This window comes from Janthinobacterium aestuarii (assembly GCF_051380835.1).
Lineage (GTDB): Bacteria > Pseudomonadota > Gammaproteobacteria > Burkholderiales > Burkholderiaceae_D > Janthinobacterium > Janthinobacterium aestuarii.
Map to the genome: position 1 here is coordinate 200734 of NZ_JBNYXU010000007.1, position 17293 is coordinate 218026.

A 17293-nucleotide genomic window follows, 5' to 3' on the forward strand; every position below is an offset into this window, starting at 1 on the left:
GGGAGATAGCGGTGGCGGGGCAGTGATTGTAGCGCAGCGCCGTGCCTTTCAGCAGGCAAAAAAAAGCCTGCGCGGGGTGGCGCAGGCTTCTTTTCGCCCTACGTTGACAAGGTTCCGCGCTTACGCGAAGTTCTTGGCAACGAAGTCCCAGTTGACCAGGCCCCAGAACGTTTCCACGTACTTGGCGCGCAGGTTGCGGTAGTCGATGTAGTAGGCGTGTTCCCAGACGTCGCAGGTCAGCAGCGGCTTGTCGCCGGTGGTCAAAGGGCAGCCGGCGTTCGAGGTGTTGACGATGTCGACGGAACCGTCGGCTTTTTGCACCAGCCAGGTCCAGCCCGAACCGAAGTTGCCCACGCACGACTTGGTGAATTCTTCCTTGAACTTGTCGAACGACGACCATTTGGCGTTGATCGCGTCAGCCACGGCACCCGCAGGCGCGCCGCCGCCGGCCGGCTTCATGCCGTTCCAGTAGAAGGTGTGGTTCCATACCTGGGCTGCATTGTTGAAGATGCCGCCCGACGATTTCTTGATGATCTCTTCCAGCGACAGGTTCTCGAACTCGGTACCCTTGATCAGGTTGTTCAAATTGGTGACATACGCCTGGTGATGCTTGGCATAGTGGTATTCCAAGGTTTCTTTCGAAATATGCGGCGCCAGAGCGTCCATTTCATATGGCAGTGGTGGCAGAGTATGTTCCATGTGATGTCCCTTTATGGTGAGTGTTCGGAGTCTTCCAGCCTGTGGCCGGAGGGTTGAGCCAAGCTTGCTTGAAGCAGGCATTCTTGCTGAACGAGCCACTATTGTAAAGCGGATGCGCCATTGCTGCAGATTCCGGCAAGAGTTGCGGATGCCGGTGACGTAGTGATTCTCGTTCAGCCCGAATCGGGCAGAAAAGTTCCCAGCCGCAAGCCTCAACGGATGCGCCGGGTGGTTTCCCTGACGATCAGTTCCAGCGGTGGAATGGCCGCCTGCACGGCTTCGCCATTGATCAGTCCCAGCAGCGCTTCCGTGGCGATGCGGCCGATGTCGTACAGGGGCTGGTGGATGGTCGTCAGCGGCGGCGTCGTGTAGGACGAGCCGGGCAAGTCATCGAAGCCGACGAGCGAGATATCGTCGGGCACGCGGATGCCCTTGCGGTACAGGCACAGGCGCACGCCGTAGGCGGACAGGTCATTGGCGGCGAAGACGGCGCTGAATTGCTGCTGGGTATCGAACAGATGGTTCATGGCCAGCATCCCGCTTGCCTCATGGAAATCACCTTCCACCATCAGCTTCGGGTCGATGGCGATGTCCGCTTCGCGCAGCGCGCGCTGGTAGCCCGTCAGGCGCTCGGCCGCATCCGTGTTGTTGGCGGGGCCGGCCACGAAGGCGATGCGGCGGTGGCCCAGCTCCACCAGGTGGCGCACGGCCAGGTAGGCGCCGTATTCGTTGTCGAGCTTGAAGCCGATGGCGCTTTTCGTGGCCAGCAGGCGGCCCGTCGAAACGATGGGCCGCTGCTGCGAGAAATCGAGCACGCTCTCGTCCGAGATGCGCCCCGACAGCAGGATGATGCCGTCGACCTTCCTCGCCAGCAGCAAGCGGATGCGGTCAGCCTCTTCCTGCGCATTCCAGTGCCCGCTGACGATGACGGACGCGTAGCCCGTGTCCTTCAAGCCGTCGTCCACGCCGCGCAGGCTTTCGTCGAAGAAGGGGCTGGAAATATCCTGCACCACGATGCCGATGGTCATCGAGCGGCCCTTCTTCAGCCCCTGCGCCATCTGGTTCGGCGCGAATTTCATGTGCGCGATGGCCGCCAGCACGGCATCGCGCTTGTCGTCGGAGACCCTGGCCGTGCCGTTGAGGATGCGCGAAACGGTGCTGGGCGACACGCCGGCCTGGCGGGCCACGTCGAGCAGGGTGGAAGGGGGAGCAAGGCGGGCGCTATCGTTCAAGGTGATTCCTGGGTATCAAGATGACTGGTTCTCAGTGCTCTGAAAACCTTTTCATCGAAAGATTACCATAAATGCCCACAGGGCCCGTAGGTCGGGTTAGCCCTGCGGGCGTAACCCGACATATTGTTGGCTGTGCACGTCGGATTACGCGCGTAGCGCTAATCCGACCTACGCTTGAAAACGTTTTCACAAAAAACAACAGCAAGCCCGGCAACCTGTATTTTCGCCTCTTTCATAGGAGAACGCGCGTCATGGCGTGCATCTCGCCACACCGCCCTCAATAAAAATGACAACTTTTTCGGTTGACTTGATTTTCTTTGCGGTGTTAAATGGACACATGTTGTGAAAACGTTTTCAAGATAGAAGACGCTCAATAAACGGAGATGAAATAATGAAGTCAAGCATTCTTGGCGTCGCCCCTTTGGCAGCGCTGACCCTGGCCGCCAGTGTGGCCGCCGCGCCCGCAGCCGTCCCGCCGGCCGCCGCCCTGCCGGCGCTGGCCCCGGCCACGATTACCGTCGCCTCGTTCCCCGACCTGGACCGCGCCGTGAAAACGGCCTTGCCCCTGTGGGAAAAACTGTATCCGCAAGTGAAGGTCAAGCTGGTCAGCCTGCAGATCGACGACCACCATAACTCGATGACGACGGCGCTGGCGGCCGGCGCGCGTCTGCCCGACGTGATGGCCATCGATTTCCGCTATGTCGGCAGCTTCGCCGAATCGAAGGGCATGGAAGACTTGCTGCAGCCGCCATACGGGGCAGGGCGGTACCGCGCCCAGTTCGTGCCGTTCACCTTCGTGCAGGCGACCAGTTCGCGCGGCACCCTGGGCGCTATGCCGGCCGACCTGGGACCGGGCACGCTGTTCTACCGCAAGGACTTGATGGACAAGGCGGGCATCAAGGAAACCGATCTGACGCAATCGTGGGAATCGTATATCGCCGCCGGCAAGAAGCTCAAGGCCGCCACCGGCACCTATCTGCTGGCCGGTGCCAGCGACCTGGCCGACATCGTCATCCGCGCCAATTTGAAAGATGGCGAAGGCATCTATTTTGGCGACAAGGGCCAGGTGCTGGTCGACTCGCCCCGTTTCGTCAAAGCCTTCGAACTGGCCAAGGCGGCGCGGGTCGCCGGCATCGATGCGCGCACCGTGGCCTGGACGGGCGAGTGGGCCGAAGGCTTCAAACGCGACAAGGTGGCCAGCCAGATGATGGGTTCGTGGCTCAGCGGCCACCTGGCCAAGTGGCTGGCGCCCGATTCCAAAGGCCAGTGGCGCGCGGCGAACCTGCCGGCCGGCGCGCTGGCGTCCTACGGCGGCTCCTTCTACGGCATTCCGAAAAAGGCGGCGAATAAAACCCAGGCCTGGGAGTTCATCAAGTTCATGACCGTCAACAAGGATATCCAGCTGCACTCGCTCAAAGAGATCGGCGCCTTCCCGGCCCTCAAGGCCGCGTATGCGGACCCGATGATGGACGAACCGCAGCCGTATTTCGGCGGCCAGAAGACGCGCCTGCTGGCGCGCGACACGGCGGCGAAAATCCCCGTCATCCGCGTCGACAAGTTCGACGCCGTGGCGCGCGACATCGTCAACATGGAACTGGAAAGCGTGCTGGCGCAAAACAAGGATATCAAGACGGCCCTGGCCGACGCCAAGGCCCTGATCACCCACCGCGCGCGGCGCTAGGAGCAGCATGACTACCTCCATGCCTTGTACCGATGGCGCGCCCGCTGCAGCTGCAGTGAGGCCCGCCAGGAAACGCTTCAACATGAAGAAGTGGGCGCCGTATATTTTCATCAGCCCCTTCTTCATCCTGTTCGCCGTCTTCAGCCTGTTTCCGCTGCTGTTTTCCATCTATCTGTCGTTCAACCAGTGGGAAGCGGCCAGCGGCGTGGAAGCCATGCAGTGGGTGGGCCTGGACAACTACAAGTATGCCTTGAGCGACCCGTGGTTCTTGCGCTCGCTGGGCAATACCGTCTGGCTGGCGCTGGCCTCGGGCGTGCCGCAGCACCTGGTGGCCATTCCGCTGGCAGCCTTCATCCACAACAGCTTCAAGCGCTCGCGCAACCTGGTGATCGGCATTTACTTTTTACCGTTCATCACGTCCAGCGTGGCCATCGCCATGGTCTTCAATACCCTGTTCTCGCGCGACTATGGCCAGATCAATGTGCTGATCCAATGGTGCGCCAGCCTGCCGCTCGTCGGCGGTCTGTTTCCGGCGGAATCGATCGACTGGCTGGGCAGCTCGCTGTTCATCAAGCCGGCCGTCGCCTTCGTGATTTTCTGGCGCTATCTGGGCTGGAACCTGGTGCTGTATCTGTCCGCGCTGCAGGTGATCCCCAAGGATCTGTATGAGGCGGCCACCATCGACGGCGCGTCGAAACGCCAGCAATTCTGGTACATCACCTTGCCGCAGCTGCGCCCGATGATCTATCTGGCCGTGACACTCACCATCATGGGCAACCTGCAGCTGTTCGAGGAACCGTTCGTGCTGGTGGCCGAATCGAGCGGCGTGAGCCAGTCCGTGATGACGACGGCCATCTTCGTCTACAAGACGGCATTTTCCTCGGGCGACTTCGGCACGGCGTCGGCCATTTCCTGGCTGCTGTTTTTGATCATCGCCAGCACCACCTGGGTCAATAACCGCATTTTCAGCCGCAATGAACGCAATGAGCGCAAGGAGGTCCGATGAAAACCACCCGCTGGACGGCCTACGCCATGGTGGCCATCGGCGCCCTGATCATGGTCGCGCCGTTTTACTTCATGTTCGTCTTCGCCACGCACACGAGCGCCGAGATCTACAGCCTGCCGCCGCCGCGCTGGTTCGGCACTGCCCTGCTCAACAACCTGGAGTTGCTGCAGGAGCGCCTGCCGTTCTGGCGCAATATCGGCATCAGCCTGTACGTGGCCCTGATGACGACGGCGCTGACCTTGTTCTTTTGCTCGCTGGGCGGCTATGCCTTCGCCATGTACGAGTTCCGCTTCAAGCGGCCCTTGTTTACCCTGGTGATGGCGTCGATGATCATCCCGTCTTTCATGAACATGATTCCGACCTTCATGCTGATGGATTTCCTCGGATGGCTGGACCAGCCGCGCGCCCTGTACGTGCCGGGAGCGGCCGGCGCGCTGGGGATTTTCCTGATGCGCCAGTACATCGGCACGGCGATCCCGAAGGATCTGATCGAGGCGGCGCGCATCGACGGCTGCGGCGAATTCGCCATCTACTGGCGCGTCGTGCTGCCGCTGATCGGCCCCGCCATGGGCACCCTGGGCCTGATCACCTTCATCAACTCGTGGAACAATTTCATCACGCCGCTGGTCGTCATGCGCTCGGTCGAGAACTACACGATCCCGCTGGCCCTGCGCAGCATGCAGGCGCCGAACAACACGGAATGGGGCGCGCTGATGACGGGCGCCGCGATTGCCGTGCTGCCGCTGCTGCTGATGTTTTTTGTCGCCTCGAAGCGTTTAATTGAAGGACTGACCCAGGGCGCCGTCAAAGGCTAGCACTTTTTTTCATCCACTCACACTGACATGACCACCATGCATAACGACGATATTGACACCAACTTTCCCGCCACCTTCACCTGGGGCGTGGCCACCAGCGCCTACCAGATCGAGGGCGCCGCCGCCATCGACGGCCGCGGCCCATCCATCTGGGATACCTTCAGCCATACGGATGGCAAGATCATCGACGGCAGCAATGGCGACGTGGCCTGCGACCACTATCACCGCTACTTTGATGACGTGGAGCTGATCGCCAGCCTGGGTGTGAACGCCTACCGCTTTTCCATGTCCTGGTCGCGCGTCCAGCCCACGGGTTCCGGCGCCTGGAACGAGGCCGGCTTCGATTTTTATGGACGCCTGCTCGACGCCCTGGCCGCCAAGGGGCTCGACGCGCACCTGACCCTGTATCACTGGGACTTGCCGCAAGCCTTGCAGGACGAGGGCGGCTGGCTCAATCGCGCCACCTGCTATCACTTCGCCGCCTACGCTGCCGAAGTGGCGCGCCGCTTCGGCCACAAGGTCGCCAGCATCGCCACCCATAACGAACCGTGGTGCACGGCCGTGCTGGGCCACGGCACGGGCCAGTTCGCCCCCGGCATGGCCGACCCGGCCGCCGCCGTGCAAGTGTCGCACCATCTGCTGCTGTCGCACGGCCTGGCCATGCAGGCGATGCGCGCCGTCAATCCGCCCGCGAAACTGGGCATCGTGCTCAATCAATGGACGGCCACGCCGGCCACCGACAGCGCCCAGGACCGCGAGCTGGCCGAACTCGAATATGCGCGCTCGGTGCAGTGGTATATGGACGCGATCTTCAAGGGCCGCTACCCGGCTTTGGCCCTGAAACACGTCGACGCTTCTGCTTTATCCATCTTTGAAAACGATTTCATGGATATCAAGCAGCCCATCGATTTTCTCGGCGTGAACTATTACACGCGCGCTTTCATGAGCGCCGAGACGCCGCCGCGCAAGCCCGAATGCAAGCTCGGTGTCAACGACATGGGCTGGGAAACCTATCCGCAAGGCTTGACGGAACTGCTGGTCGGCCTGCACCGCGAATACCGATTGCCGCCCGTCTACATCACGGAAAACGGCATGGCCGTGGCAGACAAGCCCGTCGACGGCAAGATCCACGACGCGCCGCGCATCGAGTACGTACAGCTGCATCTGGACGCCTTGCGCGCCGTGATCGCGCAGGGCATCGACGTGCGCGGCTATTTCTACTGGAGCCTGATGGATAACTTCGAGTGGAACTCGGGCTATGCCAAGCGCTTCGGCATGGTGTACGTCGATTACGCCACGCAGCAGCGCAGCTTCAAGGACAGCGCCCTGTGGTACCGCGATTTCATCGCCGCGCAGCGCGCGTCCCACGCCGCAGCGTTGGTCGAGGAACACTGACATGGCCGCCATTTCCCTGCGCGGCATCCGCAAGACCTACGGCGACGGCCCGGAAATCGTCAAGGGCCTGGATCTCGATATCCATGACGGCGAATTCATGGTCTTCGTCGGCCCGTCCGGCTGCGGCAAGTCGACCCTGTTGCGCATGATCGCGGGACTGGAAGATATCAGCGCGGGCCAGCTGCGCATCGGCGACCTGCTGGCCAACGACGTGGCGCCGGCCGAGCGGGGCATCGCCATGGTCTTCCAGAGCTACGCGCTGTACCCGCACATGACGGCGCGCGACAACATGGGCTTTGCCTTGAAACTGGCGGGCAAGCCGGAAGCGGAAGTGCGCGCGGCCGTGGGCAAGGTGGCCGAGATTTTGCAGATCACGCACCTGCTCGACCGCAAGCCCAAGGCCTTGTCGGGCGGCGAGCGCCAGCGCGTGGCCATCGGCCGCTCGATCGTGCGCCAGCCCAAGGTGTTTTTGTTTGACGAGCCGCTGTCCAATCTCGACGCGTCCTTGCGCGTGCAGACGCGCATCGAGCTGGCCAAGCTGCACCAGGAACTGGGCACGACGATGATCTACGTGACGCACGACCAGGTCGAAGCCATGACCCTCGGTGACCGGGTCGCCGTCTTCCACGGCGGCCACCTGGAGCAGGTGGGTGCACCGCTGGACCTGTACCGCCATCCGGCCAGCCAGTTCGTGGCCGGCTTCATCGGTGCGCTGCGCATGAACTTCTTGCCGTGCGCCGCCGTCCCCGCGCTGGCCAGCCAGCTTGGCGGCGAGGCGGGCATGCTGGTCGGCATACGCCCGGAACACCTGCGCCTGGTGCCGCGCCACGAGGGCTACGGCGCCACGGTCACCCTGATCGAGCAGTTGGGCGACGCGCAGATCATTCACGCGATGCTGGACGGCAGCCCGCACGCGGTGGCCATCAAGCTGCACGGCGAGGCGCGCCACAGTCTGGCGCAGGGCAGCGCCATCGGCTTTGCACCGGAAGAGGGCCATGCCTTTCTATTCGACACGGCCGGGCGTGCCGTGGCTACCCATTGACCCCGCACGGAGGCGACATGACTTCAGATTGACACCCAAAAAATGTGCAGCAATAGCCAAAGAGCTATGTGATCATCAATCAACCAGCGGTACAGGAGACAACAACAATGCAACAGCTCAAACGCAATACCATCGCCCTCAGCCTGGCGCATGCGACATTCGCCCAGTTCATCTTGCTGGGCAGCGGCGCCGCGCTGGCACAGGACACTCAAGCCACGGACGCAGCAAAACCGGCCGCCGAACAGATGGACCGCATCGTCGTCACGGCCACGCGCCGCAATACCTTCGTGCAGGAGACGCCGCTGGCCGTCACCGCCTTCAATCAGGACACCCTGCAAAACAACCAGGTCAAGGATCTGGCATCGCTGGCCACCATGGTGCCGAGCCTCGTCGTCGAACAGCATGGCGACTCGGGTGGCGTGCACGTCTACATGCGCGGCGTCGGTTCGGCCAACCACACGGAGCTGGGCGACCCTGCCGTCGCATTTTATGTCGATGGCGTGTATTCGCCGCGTCCGCAGGGCGCCACGGCGCTGATGTATGACCTGTCGCACGTCGAGGTGGCTCGCGGACCGCAGGGCACCCTGAACGGCCGCAATTCCACGGCCGGTGCCGTCAACCTCGTGTCGGCCGCGCCTAGCACGGCCAAGTTCATGGGCTCGGCCGGCATCACCGTGGGCGACAAGCGCCACCTGCAGACGCAGGGCATGATCAATATCCCGTTTTCCGACGACGTGGCGCTGCGCATCGCCGCCATCAAGGATAGCCACGACGGCACGGTGGACTTCCGCCGCGGCTCGAACGTCATGCCGGGCACGGCCAAGTATGGCGCCGGCGACCAGATGGGCGTGCGCGCCTCCTTGCTGTGGAAGTTCACGCCGCAGCTGCGCGGCACCTTCATCGCCGATTACTTCCTCGACCAGGGCGCCGGCAACGTCTACCTGGCGGCCGAACCGAAACGGGGCGAGAAGCTGCGCTCGGCTCTGATCGACACGCCGGGCACCCTGGACCAGTCGATTTTGACCTACAAGGGCAAGCTCAATTACAAGCCGACGGACGCGCTGGACTTCACGTACCTGGGCAGCTGGAGCCGCTACAAGCGCCAGAACAGCAACGATTCCGATGCGGGCCTGTTCCCCGGCTTCAAGTCGGAAAACCGCACGGACTGGGCGCAGTTCGACAGCTATTCGCACGAGCTGCAGGCGCGCTCGGACGACGACGCGCCGTTCCAGTGGGTGGCCGGCCTGTTCCTGTTCAATGAAAAGAACAAGGTGCGCTTCGATATCGACCGCAGCCAGATTTCGCAGGCGGCCGTGCAGCAGGATATCGCCAACGGCGCCGTGATCTTCGTGCAGCCGACCGTGGGCCAGTATGCGTCGTCGATGTCCTTCATCCAGGGCGACCGCCAGCTCAAATCGAAAGCCGTGTTCGGCCAGGTCAGCCAGCAAGTGACGGACCAGATCAAGCTGACAGCCGGCGCGCGCTACACGAAAGACCATAAATTCGACGTCGGCGGCAAGAACTGGGCATGCCCGAACTGGCCCGCCAACACCCCGCTGGGCACCACGGTCCTCACTGCCGACCAGTTGCGCCAGCTCGTCACGCCGGGCACGGGCCTGGCCAACACGCACAATATCGGCCCGGGCGGCGCCATCACGGCGGCCACCTGCGGCAGTGCGCCAGGCGACAATACGGCCGACCTGAAATACGGCCAGGCCACCTGGCTGGGCCGCATCGAGTACAAGCTGCGCCCGGATATTTTGCTGTTCGGTTCCGTGACGACGGGCTTCCATTCGCCGGCCATCGGCGACGGCGGCGCCACCACCAAGCCTGAAAAGCTGACCAGCTATGAAATCGGCTTCAAGTCGGACTTGCTGAACCGCGAACTGACCCTGAACCTCGATGCTTTCCTGATGAAGTACAAGGACAAGCTCGAATCGCAGGTGGTCAACAGCGTGCTGGCCAACTTCAACGCGGCCGGCGCCACCGTCAAGGGCCTGGAAGCGGAGTGGGTGTGGCGGCCAACGAAAGTCGACCGCCTGACGGGCAACGCCACCTGGCTCAAAGCCGTGTACGACGACTTCATGTCCTGCGACGTCGATGCGGCGCGCGCGAATGGTCAGTCTTGCGGTTCGACGGCGCCATTGGTGAACGTGGGCGGCAGCACCATGAAGCATGCGCCGAAGTTTTCCACGACCGTGCAGTACGAGCATGATTTCAATGTTGCCGGCGGCCAGATCACGCCGCGCGCTTCGGTGCACTATGAAACCATGTCGTACGTGGGGGCGGGCGCGTTCAACGGCGACGTGCCGGGCCACGCCGGCGTCAAGCGCCAGGAAGCCTACACGACCCTGGACCTGAGTCTGCGCTTCCAGCCGGCGAACAAGGCCTACACGGTGGAAGCGTTCGTGCAGAACGCCACCGACAAGGCGGTCAAGCTCGACGTCAACGAAATCTGCACGGACGTGGGCATGCCTTGCCAGCCTACGCAGCAGATCTACGGCGCCTTCTACAACGCGCCGCGCACGTTTGGCGCGCGCGTGTCGATGAAGTTTTGATCAGGTAGGGTGAAAGAGCAGTTGCGGTAGCAGTCCACTCAGTAGGGAAGGTGTTGGGCCGGGGTTCTTCCCCGGCCTTTTTTATTCTAACGTCGCCTGCACGCTGGCGATGCCGACCTGCGCGCTGCCTTCGGCCAGGCGCACGTTGATGTTCCGGCGCGCCTGCAGCTGCGCCGGCGAGCGCACGATGGCGCCTTTTTCATCGCGCAGTATCGCGTAGCCGCGCTCCAGGGTGCGCTGGGGATTCAGCAGTTCCAGCTGCGCCGCCAGGCCGTCGAGGCGGTGGCGCCGCTGGCCCAGCTGCTGCGCCATGGCCGCGCCGCTGCGGCGTTGGGCTTCCACCAGCCGCGTGCGCGATGCCGTGACGTCGGGCCGCAGGTTGGCCCAGCGCGAGCGCAGGCGTTCGAGCGCGTATTGCGACTGGTTCACGGGCGCGCGCGCCGCATGCGTCATGGCCGTCGACAGGGCCAGCAGCTGCAAGCGCTGCTGCTGCAGCTGCGCCTTCGGGTTGAGCAGGCGGCGGCTGTGGCGGTCCAGGGTTTGCGCCGCGTCGTCGAGGCTGCGGCGCATGGCGCGGCGCAGGTCGGCCGCATCGGCGCGCAGGGAAGCCATCCAGTCGGCGCGCGGCGTGGCCGCCAGTTCGGCCGCCGCCGTCGGCGTGGCCGCGCGCAGGTCGGCCGCGAAGTCGGCGATGGTGAAATCCGTCTCGTGTCCCACGCCGCTGATGACGGGCATGGCACAGTCGGCAATCGCATGGGCCACGGCTTCATCGTTGAACGACCACAGATCCTCGATGCTGCCGCCGCCACGGCACACGAGCAGCACGTCGCACTCGGCCCTTGTCGATGCCGTGCGGATGGCGTGCGCGATTTTTTCCGGCGCCTGCTGTCCCTGCACGGGTGTCGGGTAGAGGATGATGTTGACGTGCGGCGCGCGGCGCTTGAGCGCGATCAGCACGTCGCGCAGGGCGGCCGCCTGCGGGCTGGTGACGATGCCGATGCTGCGCGCGAACATGGGGAGGGCGCGCTTGCGTTCCTGGTCGAACAGGCCTTGTGCGGCCAGCTTTTCCTTCAGGCGCTGGAATGCTTCGTACAGTGCGCCCACGCCGGCGCGGCGGATGGCTTCCACGTTGATCTGGTAATCGCCGCGCGCACCGTACAGGGTGACGAGCGCGCGCACTTCGACCTTGTCGCCTTCGCGCGGCGTGAAGCCCGCATACTGGGCGCGGCCGCGGAACATCACGGCGCGGACCTGGGCGCCATCGTCCTTCAAAGTGAAGTACCAGTGGCCGGAAGCGGCGCGCGTGAAGTTGGAAATCTCGCCGGCGATCCAGGTCAGGGGGAACGAGCGCTCGAGCAGGCGCGCGACGGCCTGGTTCAGGGCGCTGACGGTCAGCACGGGTGGGGCGGCAAAGCCGCTGTCAGTCGGGTTGTCGGTCATCATAAAGCTGGGAGCGGGAAGGGAACTGTCCACATATTATCGGCGAGGTCATGCTTATGTCATATATCACGCAAAACAACAAGTTCTATTTCTAAGTAATTGATTTCATGACGAATTCCCGTATGCCTGATTTGCGTGCACAGGGAAAAAATCCTTTAATATCAAGCACATCAGTGTAGCCCCTGCCACTTACGCACAAAGTTATCCACAGAAAGTGTGCGGAACTTTTTGCCTTGGACAAACAGGACCGGGCTGGCCCTGATCGAGCGATAAAAGTGTCTTGCTACATTTTTGCGCACAGAAATAAAGTGCCTATGAATCAAGCGCTTAGTATGCCATGCATGGCCTTGCGCACAATCTTATCCACAAAAAATGTGCAGAACTCTGGTGCGGCACCGGATTTATCCACTGGAAGGCCTATGGCATGGCTTGCCTTAATTTTGCGCAGAATAAAAATAGCCATATAAATCAAGGGTATAGCATCGCACCGTACGCCTTGCTCACAATCTTATCCACAGAATGTGTGCAAAACTGCATAAACCGTTTCGTGGTTTGTCCGGGTTTTCCTCCGTGTGATCATGCCGAATTGCTGCCTTATTTTTCAGCAGAGAAAAAAATCCCTTTAGAATCAATGCTCTTGCATGGAGTCAATCGGCTTGCTCACAATCTTATCCACACTTTATGTGTGGAACTGCACTGGCGGTGGAAAACTGCCGTTTTGACGTGGAATCGGGTCGTGAAAAACACGCTTTTCAGCCAATGCCACATTTTTATGCATGGCAATAAAAACGATATAAATCAATGTACTTGGCGTGTATCCGTACGCTTGCGCACAATCTTGTCCACAGATTGTGTGCAGAACTTTGACGGCCTGTCTGGCGCCGATTGCGCGCCTGCTGCCACTTTTTTGCGCATTGATTTAATCTCCTTTAAAATCAATGACTTGATTGCATTCCTCCGCTTTGCGCACAATCTTGTCCACAGTAAATGTGCAGAACTTTTTAAGTATTAACTTATTGACATTGACTACTGTCGATAATCTGCTATGCCTGTATTTTGCGCAGTACGATAATTCCCATGTAAATCAATGACTTGTATCCTGGACTTCATGCTTGCTCACAATCTTATCCACACAAAGTGTGCAAAACTGGGCCGCAGCGGCAGGTGCTCACTGCGCGGTGGGGACAAGTGCATGCAGGCGCCACTTGCCGCCGGCGCGGCAACGCGCTACATTGCGCCATTCCTGCGCACGTACAATCGGTTTTTTGCGCTCGGTACAATACAGGTTGTTCGGGCGCTCCATCGCCTTCCCTTTACCAGGAGTTTCTTTTGCTCGCTATATTTCAAGCCGCTGGCTGGCCCATCTGGCTGTTGTTGATCGCTTCCATCGTCGCCCTGGCCCTGATCATCGAGCGCCTGCTGTATTTGCGCCGCGCCAAGATCCTGCCCCGCAAGCTGTTCGATGAAGTGGTGCAGGTGTATCGCAGCGGCAAGATCACGCCGGACACGGTGGCCAAGCTGGAAGACAATTCGCCGCTGGGCGTCGTGCTGGCCGCCGCCCTGCGCAATGTCGACGCGCCGCGCGAGGTGATGAAGGAATCGATCGAAGAGGCGGGCAGCGGCGTGGCCCACACGCTGGAACGTTTCCTGACGACCCTGGGTACCATCGCCACCCTGGCGCCGCTGATGGGCCTGTTCGGCACGGTGGTGGGCATGATCGAAATCTTCGGCTCGCAAAACGCCAGCGGCTCGAATCCGGCCCAGCTGGCTCACGGCATTTCGGTAGCCCTGTATAACACGGGTTTCGGCCTGGCCATCGCCATGCCGACCCTCGTCTTCTACCGCCACTTCCGCGCCCTCGTCGACAGCTTCGTCATTGACATGGAGCAGCAAGCGGTCAAGTTCGTCGACATCGTCCACAGCGGCCGCAAATGAACTTCCGCAAAGGCAAGGGGCGTGAAGACCCCGAAATCAACCTCATCCCGTTCATCGACGTGCTGCTGGTGATCCTGATCTTCCTCATGGTCAGCACCACCTACAGCAAGTTTACGGAGCTGCAGATCACCTTGCCGACGGCCGACGCCGAGCAGGCGAAAGAGCAGCCGCAGCAGATCGACGTCACCATCGACGCCAAGGGCAACTACACGGTCAACCGCGAGCCGATCTCGTTCCGCGACGTGGCCGGCCTGGCCGACGCCCTGCAGAACGCGGCGAAGGCGGCCAACGGCGGCAAGGCGCCCGCGCAGACGCCCGTGGTCGTGGTTAACGCCGACCAGTTCGCCATGCACCAGATGGTCATCCACGTCATGGAAGCGGCCCGCCTGGCCGGCTATGAAAAGCTGACGTTCGCGGCGCAGGCGGGTGGCAAGTAAGCTAAGCAGACCCGTAGGCCGGCTTAGCCGGAACGGCGTAAGCCGACAAAGCCGCCGCCGAGCATGTCGGATTAGCTGCGCCTGGTGGCGCAGCTAATCCGACCTACACCATTTTTACGTCTTCCTCCATGCCCACATCCTCCCCCGCCAAGCTTGAAACCACATTGACCCGCGCCTGGCTGCGCCGCGGCCCGCTGGCGTGCGCGCTGTGGCCCGTCTCCCTGCTGTTCGGCGCCCTGAGCGCCGTGCGGCGAGGCCTGTACCGGGCAAACCTCCTGACATCCGCGCGCCTGTCCGTGCCCGTTATCGTCGTCGGCAATATTTTTATCGGCGGCACGGGCAAGACGCCGCTGACGATCTGGCTGGTGCAAGCCTTGCGCGACGCGGGCATGCGTCCGGGCGTCATTTCGCGCGGCCATGGCAGCGCCGACCGTTCGCCGCGCGCCGTCAGCGCTGCTTCCACGCCGCAGCAGGTGGGCGACGAGCCGCTGCTGATCTTCCAGCGCGGCGGCTGCCCCGTGATGGTGGGACGCGACCGCGCGCAAGCGGGCAGGGCGCTGCTGGCCGCGCACCCGGACGTCGACGTGCTGGTCACGGACGACGGCTTGCAGCATTACGCCTTGCAGCGCGACGTGGAAATCGTGCTGTTCGACGGCCGCGGCGCGGGCAACGGCTGGCTGCTGCCAGCGGGGCCTTTGCGCGAATCGCCACGCCGCCGGCGCGACGTGACGGTGATCAATGTGCCCGAGCTGGCGCCGGCACTGGTGGCCAGGGTCGCGCCGCAGGGCGGACTGGTGGTACAGATGCTGCTGGCCGGCGGCGTGGCCGAACGCATGGTGAACCGCGGCGAAAGCGTGGCGCTTGCAACCCTGGCGGCCAGCGGCCGGCGCATCGTGGCGGCGGCCGGCATCGGCAACCCCCAGCGTTTCTTTGCCATGCTGCGCGGCGCCGGATTGGACTTCATGGAACTGCCCTTGCCCGACCATCACGACTTCCTCGACCAGCCATTTGCGGCGCTCGACACGGATGTGATCTTGATCACCGAGAAGGATGCAGTAAAATGTGCGCAAATTGAATATCTCAAAGATGACCCGAGACTGTGGGTCGTCCCCGTCAGTGCGCGCATCGATAGCGCGCTGGCCCAACAAATTGTGGAGAAATGTCGTGGACGCTCGACTGCTTGATATCCTGGTCTGCCCTGTTTGCAAGGGTCCGCTTGAACACGATAAGAAGGCGCAGGAACTGATTTGCCGCGCCGACCGCCTGGCCTATCCGATCCGCGATGGCATCCCCATCATGTGGGCGGACGAAGCGCGCACCCTGCAAGACGCAGTGGAATAACGATGGCGTTCATCGTCATCATCCCGGCCCGCCTGGCCTCGACGCGCCTGCCGGGCAAGCCGCTGGCTGACCTGGGCGGCAAGCCCATGGTGGTGCGCGTGGCCGAGCAGGCAGCCCTGTCGGGCGCCGCGCGCGTCATCGTCGCCACCGACCATGAATCCATTCGCGCCGCCTGCGCCGCGCATGGCGTGGAAGTGTGCATGACGCGCAGCGACCATCCGTCGGGCACGGACCGCATCGCCGAAGTGGCGCGCACGCTCGAGCTGCCGCCGGATGCCGTCGTCGTCAACCTGCAGGGCGACGAACCGCTGATCGATCCGGCCCTGCTGGCCGCCTGCGCGGCGCAGATCAGCGCCGCCGTCCCCATGGCCACGTGCGCCCATCCGTTGCACGATGTGGCCGATGCGTTCAACCCGAACGTGGTCAAGGTCGTGCTGGACAAGAATGGCCGCGCCTTGTATTTCTCGCGCGCGACGATTCCGTGGCACCGCGACGGCTTCGCGCAGTCGAAAGACCGCCTGCCGGCCGGCTATGTGCCGCTGCGCCATATCGGCCTGTATGCATACAGCAATGCATTCTTGCAAGAATATCCGCAATTGTCCGCGTCGCCGCTGGAAGCGATCGAGGCGCTGGAGCAGTTGCGCGTGCTGTGGCATGGCGTTGCCATCGCCGTGCATGTCACGGACTCGGCCCCGGCCGCCGGTGTCGACACGCCGGAAGATCTTGCCAGGGTGCAAGCCCACTACGGTGCCCTGTAAGCGCTACCCGTAAAACGGCAGGCGTGCAAATAAAGTTTTGTGCGCCTGCAGTAAAAACCACATTTTGAAACGTCTGCCGCGCGAATTGCTGGCTTTGATCAATCAGGGCATAGCAATTCGATAGCAAACTGGCGTTCCGGGGATTTTTTGTGGTAAGTTTCGTACGGAAAGATAGCCTTGGCAACACCATCTAAAAATAATTACACATACCACCATCCAAAATCTGTTTTTTAGGAACTTTTCAATGCGTCTGATACTTTTAGGAGCACCCGGTGCCGGCAAGGGCACCCAAGCTAACTTCATCAAAGAAAAATACAATATTCCACAAATCTCCACGGGCGACATGCTGCGCGCGGCGATCAAGGAAGGCACTGAACTGGGCCTGGCAGCGAAAAAAGTCATGGATGCGGGCGGCCTCGTGTCGGACGACATCATGATCGGCCTGGTCAAGAACCGCCTGCAGGAAGCCGATTGCGCCAATGGCTATCTGTTCGACGGCTTCCCGCGCACCATCGCGCAAGCGGACGCCATGAAAGATGCCGGCATCAATGTCGACTACGTGCTGGAAATCGACGTGCCTGACGCTTCGATCATCGAGCGCATGGATGGCCGCCGCAGCCACCCGGGTTCGGGCCGCGTGTACCACGTCAAATTCAATCCGCCAAAAGTCGACGGCGTCGACGACATCACGGGCGAGCCCCTGATCCAGCGCGACGACGACAAGGCGGAAACCGTCAAGAAGCGTCTGGATGTGTACCACAACCAGACCAAGGTTTTGCTCAACTACTACAATGACTGGGCCAAGTCCGGCCTGCCAGGCGCGCCGAAATACCGCCGCATCGCCGGCGTCGGTCCGGTCGAGCAAATCCGCGACAGCGCATTTGCCGCCCTGGCGGAATAAGCAGTGTTTGAAAAGCGGACCTCAGTGTCCGCTTTTTTTGTGCCCGCGCTTCA

16 protein-coding genes are annotated in these 17293 nt (G+C 62.1%); 13 read left to right on the plus strand and 3 right to left on the minus strand.

The genetic code is table 11. The annotated features are described in order from the left end of the window. Positions 1 to 120: 120 nt before the first annotated feature. Both ACQ4WO_RS19505 and ACQ4WO_RS19510 read right to left on the minus strand, forming a co-directional pair. Positions 121 to 699 carry a superoxide dismutase gene (locus tag ACQ4WO_RS19505; protein ID WP_034751750.1) on the minus strand — a complete coding sequence of 193 codons (579 nt, stop codon included), beginning with the start codon at positions 697 to 699 and terminating at the stop codon, positions 121 to 123. Between the two features lie 212 nt (positions 700 to 911). Beyond that, entirely contained in the window at positions 912 to 1931 is a 1020-nt protein-coding gene (locus tag ACQ4WO_RS19510; protein WP_128140218.1) for a LacI family DNA-binding transcriptional regulator, read from the minus strand. Between the two features lie 391 nt (positions 1932 to 2322). Between ACQ4WO_RS19510 and ACQ4WO_RS19515 the strand changes: the two genes are divergently transcribed. The 6 genes from ACQ4WO_RS19515 to ACQ4WO_RS19540 all read left to right on the plus strand — a co-directional run bounded on the left by ACQ4WO_RS19515 (position 2323) and on the right by ACQ4WO_RS19540 (position 10428). Next, positions 2323 to 3612: an extracellular solute-binding protein gene (locus tag ACQ4WO_RS19515; RefSeq protein WP_436482855.1), complete on the plus strand. Its 1290-nt coding sequence runs from the start codon at positions 2323 to 2325 to the stop codon at positions 3610 to 3612. Positions 3613 to 3619: 7 nt separating this feature from the next. Next, positions 3620 to 4618: a carbohydrate ABC transporter permease gene (locus ACQ4WO_RS19520; RefSeq protein ID WP_436482856.1), complete on the plus strand. Its 999-nt coding sequence runs from the start codon at positions 3620 to 3622 to the stop codon at positions 4616 to 4618. After that, positions 4615 to 5433, plus strand: a complete 819-nt coding sequence (locus ACQ4WO_RS19525; protein ID WP_034751746.1) for a carbohydrate ABC transporter permease — start codon at positions 4615 to 4617, stop codon at positions 5431 to 5433. Before ACQ4WO_RS19520 ends, ACQ4WO_RS19525 begins: the two co-directional genes overlap by 4 nt. Positions 5434 to 5460: 27 nt before the next feature. Beyond that, the gene (locus ACQ4WO_RS19530) at positions 5461 to 6828 is read left to right on the plus strand and encodes a GH1 family beta-glucosidase (RefSeq protein WP_436482857.1); all 1368 of its coding nucleotides are present in this window, start codon (positions 5461 to 5463) and stop codon (positions 6826 to 6828) included. Position 6829: 1 nt separating this feature from the next. Further along, a complete protein-coding gene (locus ACQ4WO_RS19535) occupies positions 6830 to 7870 on the plus strand; it encodes an ABC transporter ATP-binding protein (protein ID WP_436482858.1) in 1041 nt (346 codons plus the stop codon). A gap of 107 nt (positions 7871 to 7977) precedes the next feature. Beyond that, positions 7978 to 10428, plus strand: a complete 2451-nt coding sequence (locus ACQ4WO_RS19540) for a TonB-dependent receptor (protein WP_436482859.1) — start codon at positions 7978 to 7980, stop codon at positions 10426 to 10428. 81 nt (positions 10429 to 10509) lie between these two features. On the opposite strand, the gene xseA is transcribed toward ACQ4WO_RS19540, so the two are convergent. Continuing rightward, a complete protein-coding gene (gene xseA / locus ACQ4WO_RS19545; RefSeq protein WP_436482860.1) occupies positions 10510 to 11871 on the minus strand; it encodes an exodeoxyribonuclease VII large subunit in 1362 nt (453 codons plus the stop codon). Positions 11872 to 12205: 334 nt separating this feature from the next. Here xseA and ACQ4WO_RS19550 point away from each other — a divergent pair, with 334 nt between their 5' ends. The 7 genes from ACQ4WO_RS19550 (at position 12206) to adk (ending at position 17240) form a co-directional block, all read left to right on the plus strand. After that, positions 12206 to 12880, plus strand: coding sequence for a hypothetical protein (locus ACQ4WO_RS19550; RefSeq protein ID WP_436482861.1), 675 nt, complete (start codon positions 12206 to 12208; stop codon positions 12878 to 12880). A 317-nt stretch (positions 12881 to 13197) separates the two neighbouring features. After that, a complete protein-coding gene (locus ACQ4WO_RS19555; RefSeq protein WP_070224614.1) occupies positions 13198 to 13803 on the plus strand; it encodes a MotA/TolQ/ExbB proton channel family protein in 606 nt (201 codons plus the stop codon). Continuing rightward, positions 13800 to 14240, plus strand: coding sequence for an ExbD/TolR family protein (locus ACQ4WO_RS19560; protein WP_436482862.1), 441 nt, complete (start codon positions 13800 to 13802; stop codon positions 14238 to 14240). The genes ACQ4WO_RS19555 and ACQ4WO_RS19560 overlap by 4 nt, the downstream gene beginning before the upstream one ends. A 128-nt stretch (positions 14241 to 14368) precedes the next feature. Next, positions 14369 to 15424: a tetraacyldisaccharide 4'-kinase gene (gene lpxK / locus ACQ4WO_RS19565; protein WP_436482864.1), complete on the plus strand. Its 1056-nt coding sequence runs from the start codon at positions 14369 to 14371 to the stop codon at positions 15422 to 15424. Then, positions 15405 to 15581, plus strand: coding sequence for a Trm112 family protein (locus ACQ4WO_RS19570; protein WP_010395789.1), 177 nt, complete (start codon positions 15405 to 15407; stop codon positions 15579 to 15581). Before lpxK ends, ACQ4WO_RS19570 begins: the two co-directional genes overlap by 20 nt. A gap of 2 nt (positions 15582 to 15583) precedes the next feature. Further along, a complete protein-coding gene (kdsB, locus tag ACQ4WO_RS19575; protein WP_436482866.1) occupies positions 15584 to 16339 on the plus strand; it encodes a 3-deoxy-manno-octulosonate cytidylyltransferase in 756 nt (251 codons plus the stop codon). A 244-nt stretch (positions 16340 to 16583) separates the two neighbouring features. Continuing rightward, the gene (adk, locus tag ACQ4WO_RS19580) at positions 16584 to 17240 is read left to right on the plus strand and encodes an adenylate kinase (RefSeq protein ID WP_034751729.1); all 657 of its coding nucleotides are present in this window, start codon (positions 16584 to 16586) and stop codon (positions 17238 to 17240) included. Positions 17241 to 17293 lie beyond the last annotated feature (53 nt).

Excerpts from the sequence above, each read along its gene's own strand:
- ACQ4WO_RS19505 (WP_034751750.1), bottom strand. The coding sequence starts at position 699 with ATGGAACATACTCTGCCACCACTGCCATATGAAATGGACGCTCTGGCG.
- ACQ4WO_RS19515 (WP_436482855.1), top strand. The coding sequence starts at position 2,323 with ATGAAGTCAAGCATTCTTGGCGTCGCCCCTTTGGCAGCGCTGACCCTG.
- ACQ4WO_RS19520 (WP_436482856.1), top strand. The coding sequence starts at position 3,620 with ATGACTACCTCCATGCCTTGTACCGATGGCGCGCCCGCTGCAGCTGCA.
- ACQ4WO_RS19525 (WP_034751746.1), top strand. The coding sequence starts at position 4,615 with ATGAAAACCACCCGCTGGACGGCCTACGCCATGGTGGCCATCGGCGCC.
- ACQ4WO_RS19530 (WP_436482857.1), top strand. The coding sequence starts at position 5,461 with ATGACCACCATGCATAACGACGATATTGACACCAACTTTCCCGCCACC.
- ACQ4WO_RS19535 (WP_436482858.1), top strand. The coding sequence starts at position 6,830 with ATGGCCGCCATTTCCCTGCGCGGCATCCGCAAGACCTACGGCGACGGC.
- ACQ4WO_RS19540 (WP_436482859.1), top strand. The coding sequence starts at position 7,978 with ATGCAACAGCTCAAACGCAATACCATCGCCCTCAGCCTGGCGCATGCG.
- xseA (WP_436482860.1), bottom strand. The coding sequence starts at position 11,871 with ATGATGACCGACAACCCGACTGACAGCGGCTTTGCCGCCCCACCCGTG.
- ACQ4WO_RS19550 (WP_436482861.1), top strand. The coding sequence starts at position 12,206 with ATGCATGGCCTTGCGCACAATCTTATCCACAAAAAATGTGCAGAACTC.
- ACQ4WO_RS19560 (WP_436482862.1), top strand. The coding sequence starts at position 13,800 with ATGAACTTCCGCAAAGGCAAGGGGCGTGAAGACCCCGAAATCAACCTC.
- lpxK (WP_436482864.1), top strand. The coding sequence starts at position 14,369 with ATGCCCACATCCTCCCCCGCCAAGCTTGAAACCACATTGACCCGCGCC.
- kdsB (WP_436482866.1), top strand. The coding sequence starts at position 15,584 with ATGGCGTTCATCGTCATCATCCCGGCCCGCCTGGCCTCGACGCGCCTG.
- adk (WP_034751729.1), top strand. The coding sequence starts at position 16,584 with ATGCGTCTGATACTTTTAGGAGCACCCGGTGCCGGCAAGGGCACCCAA.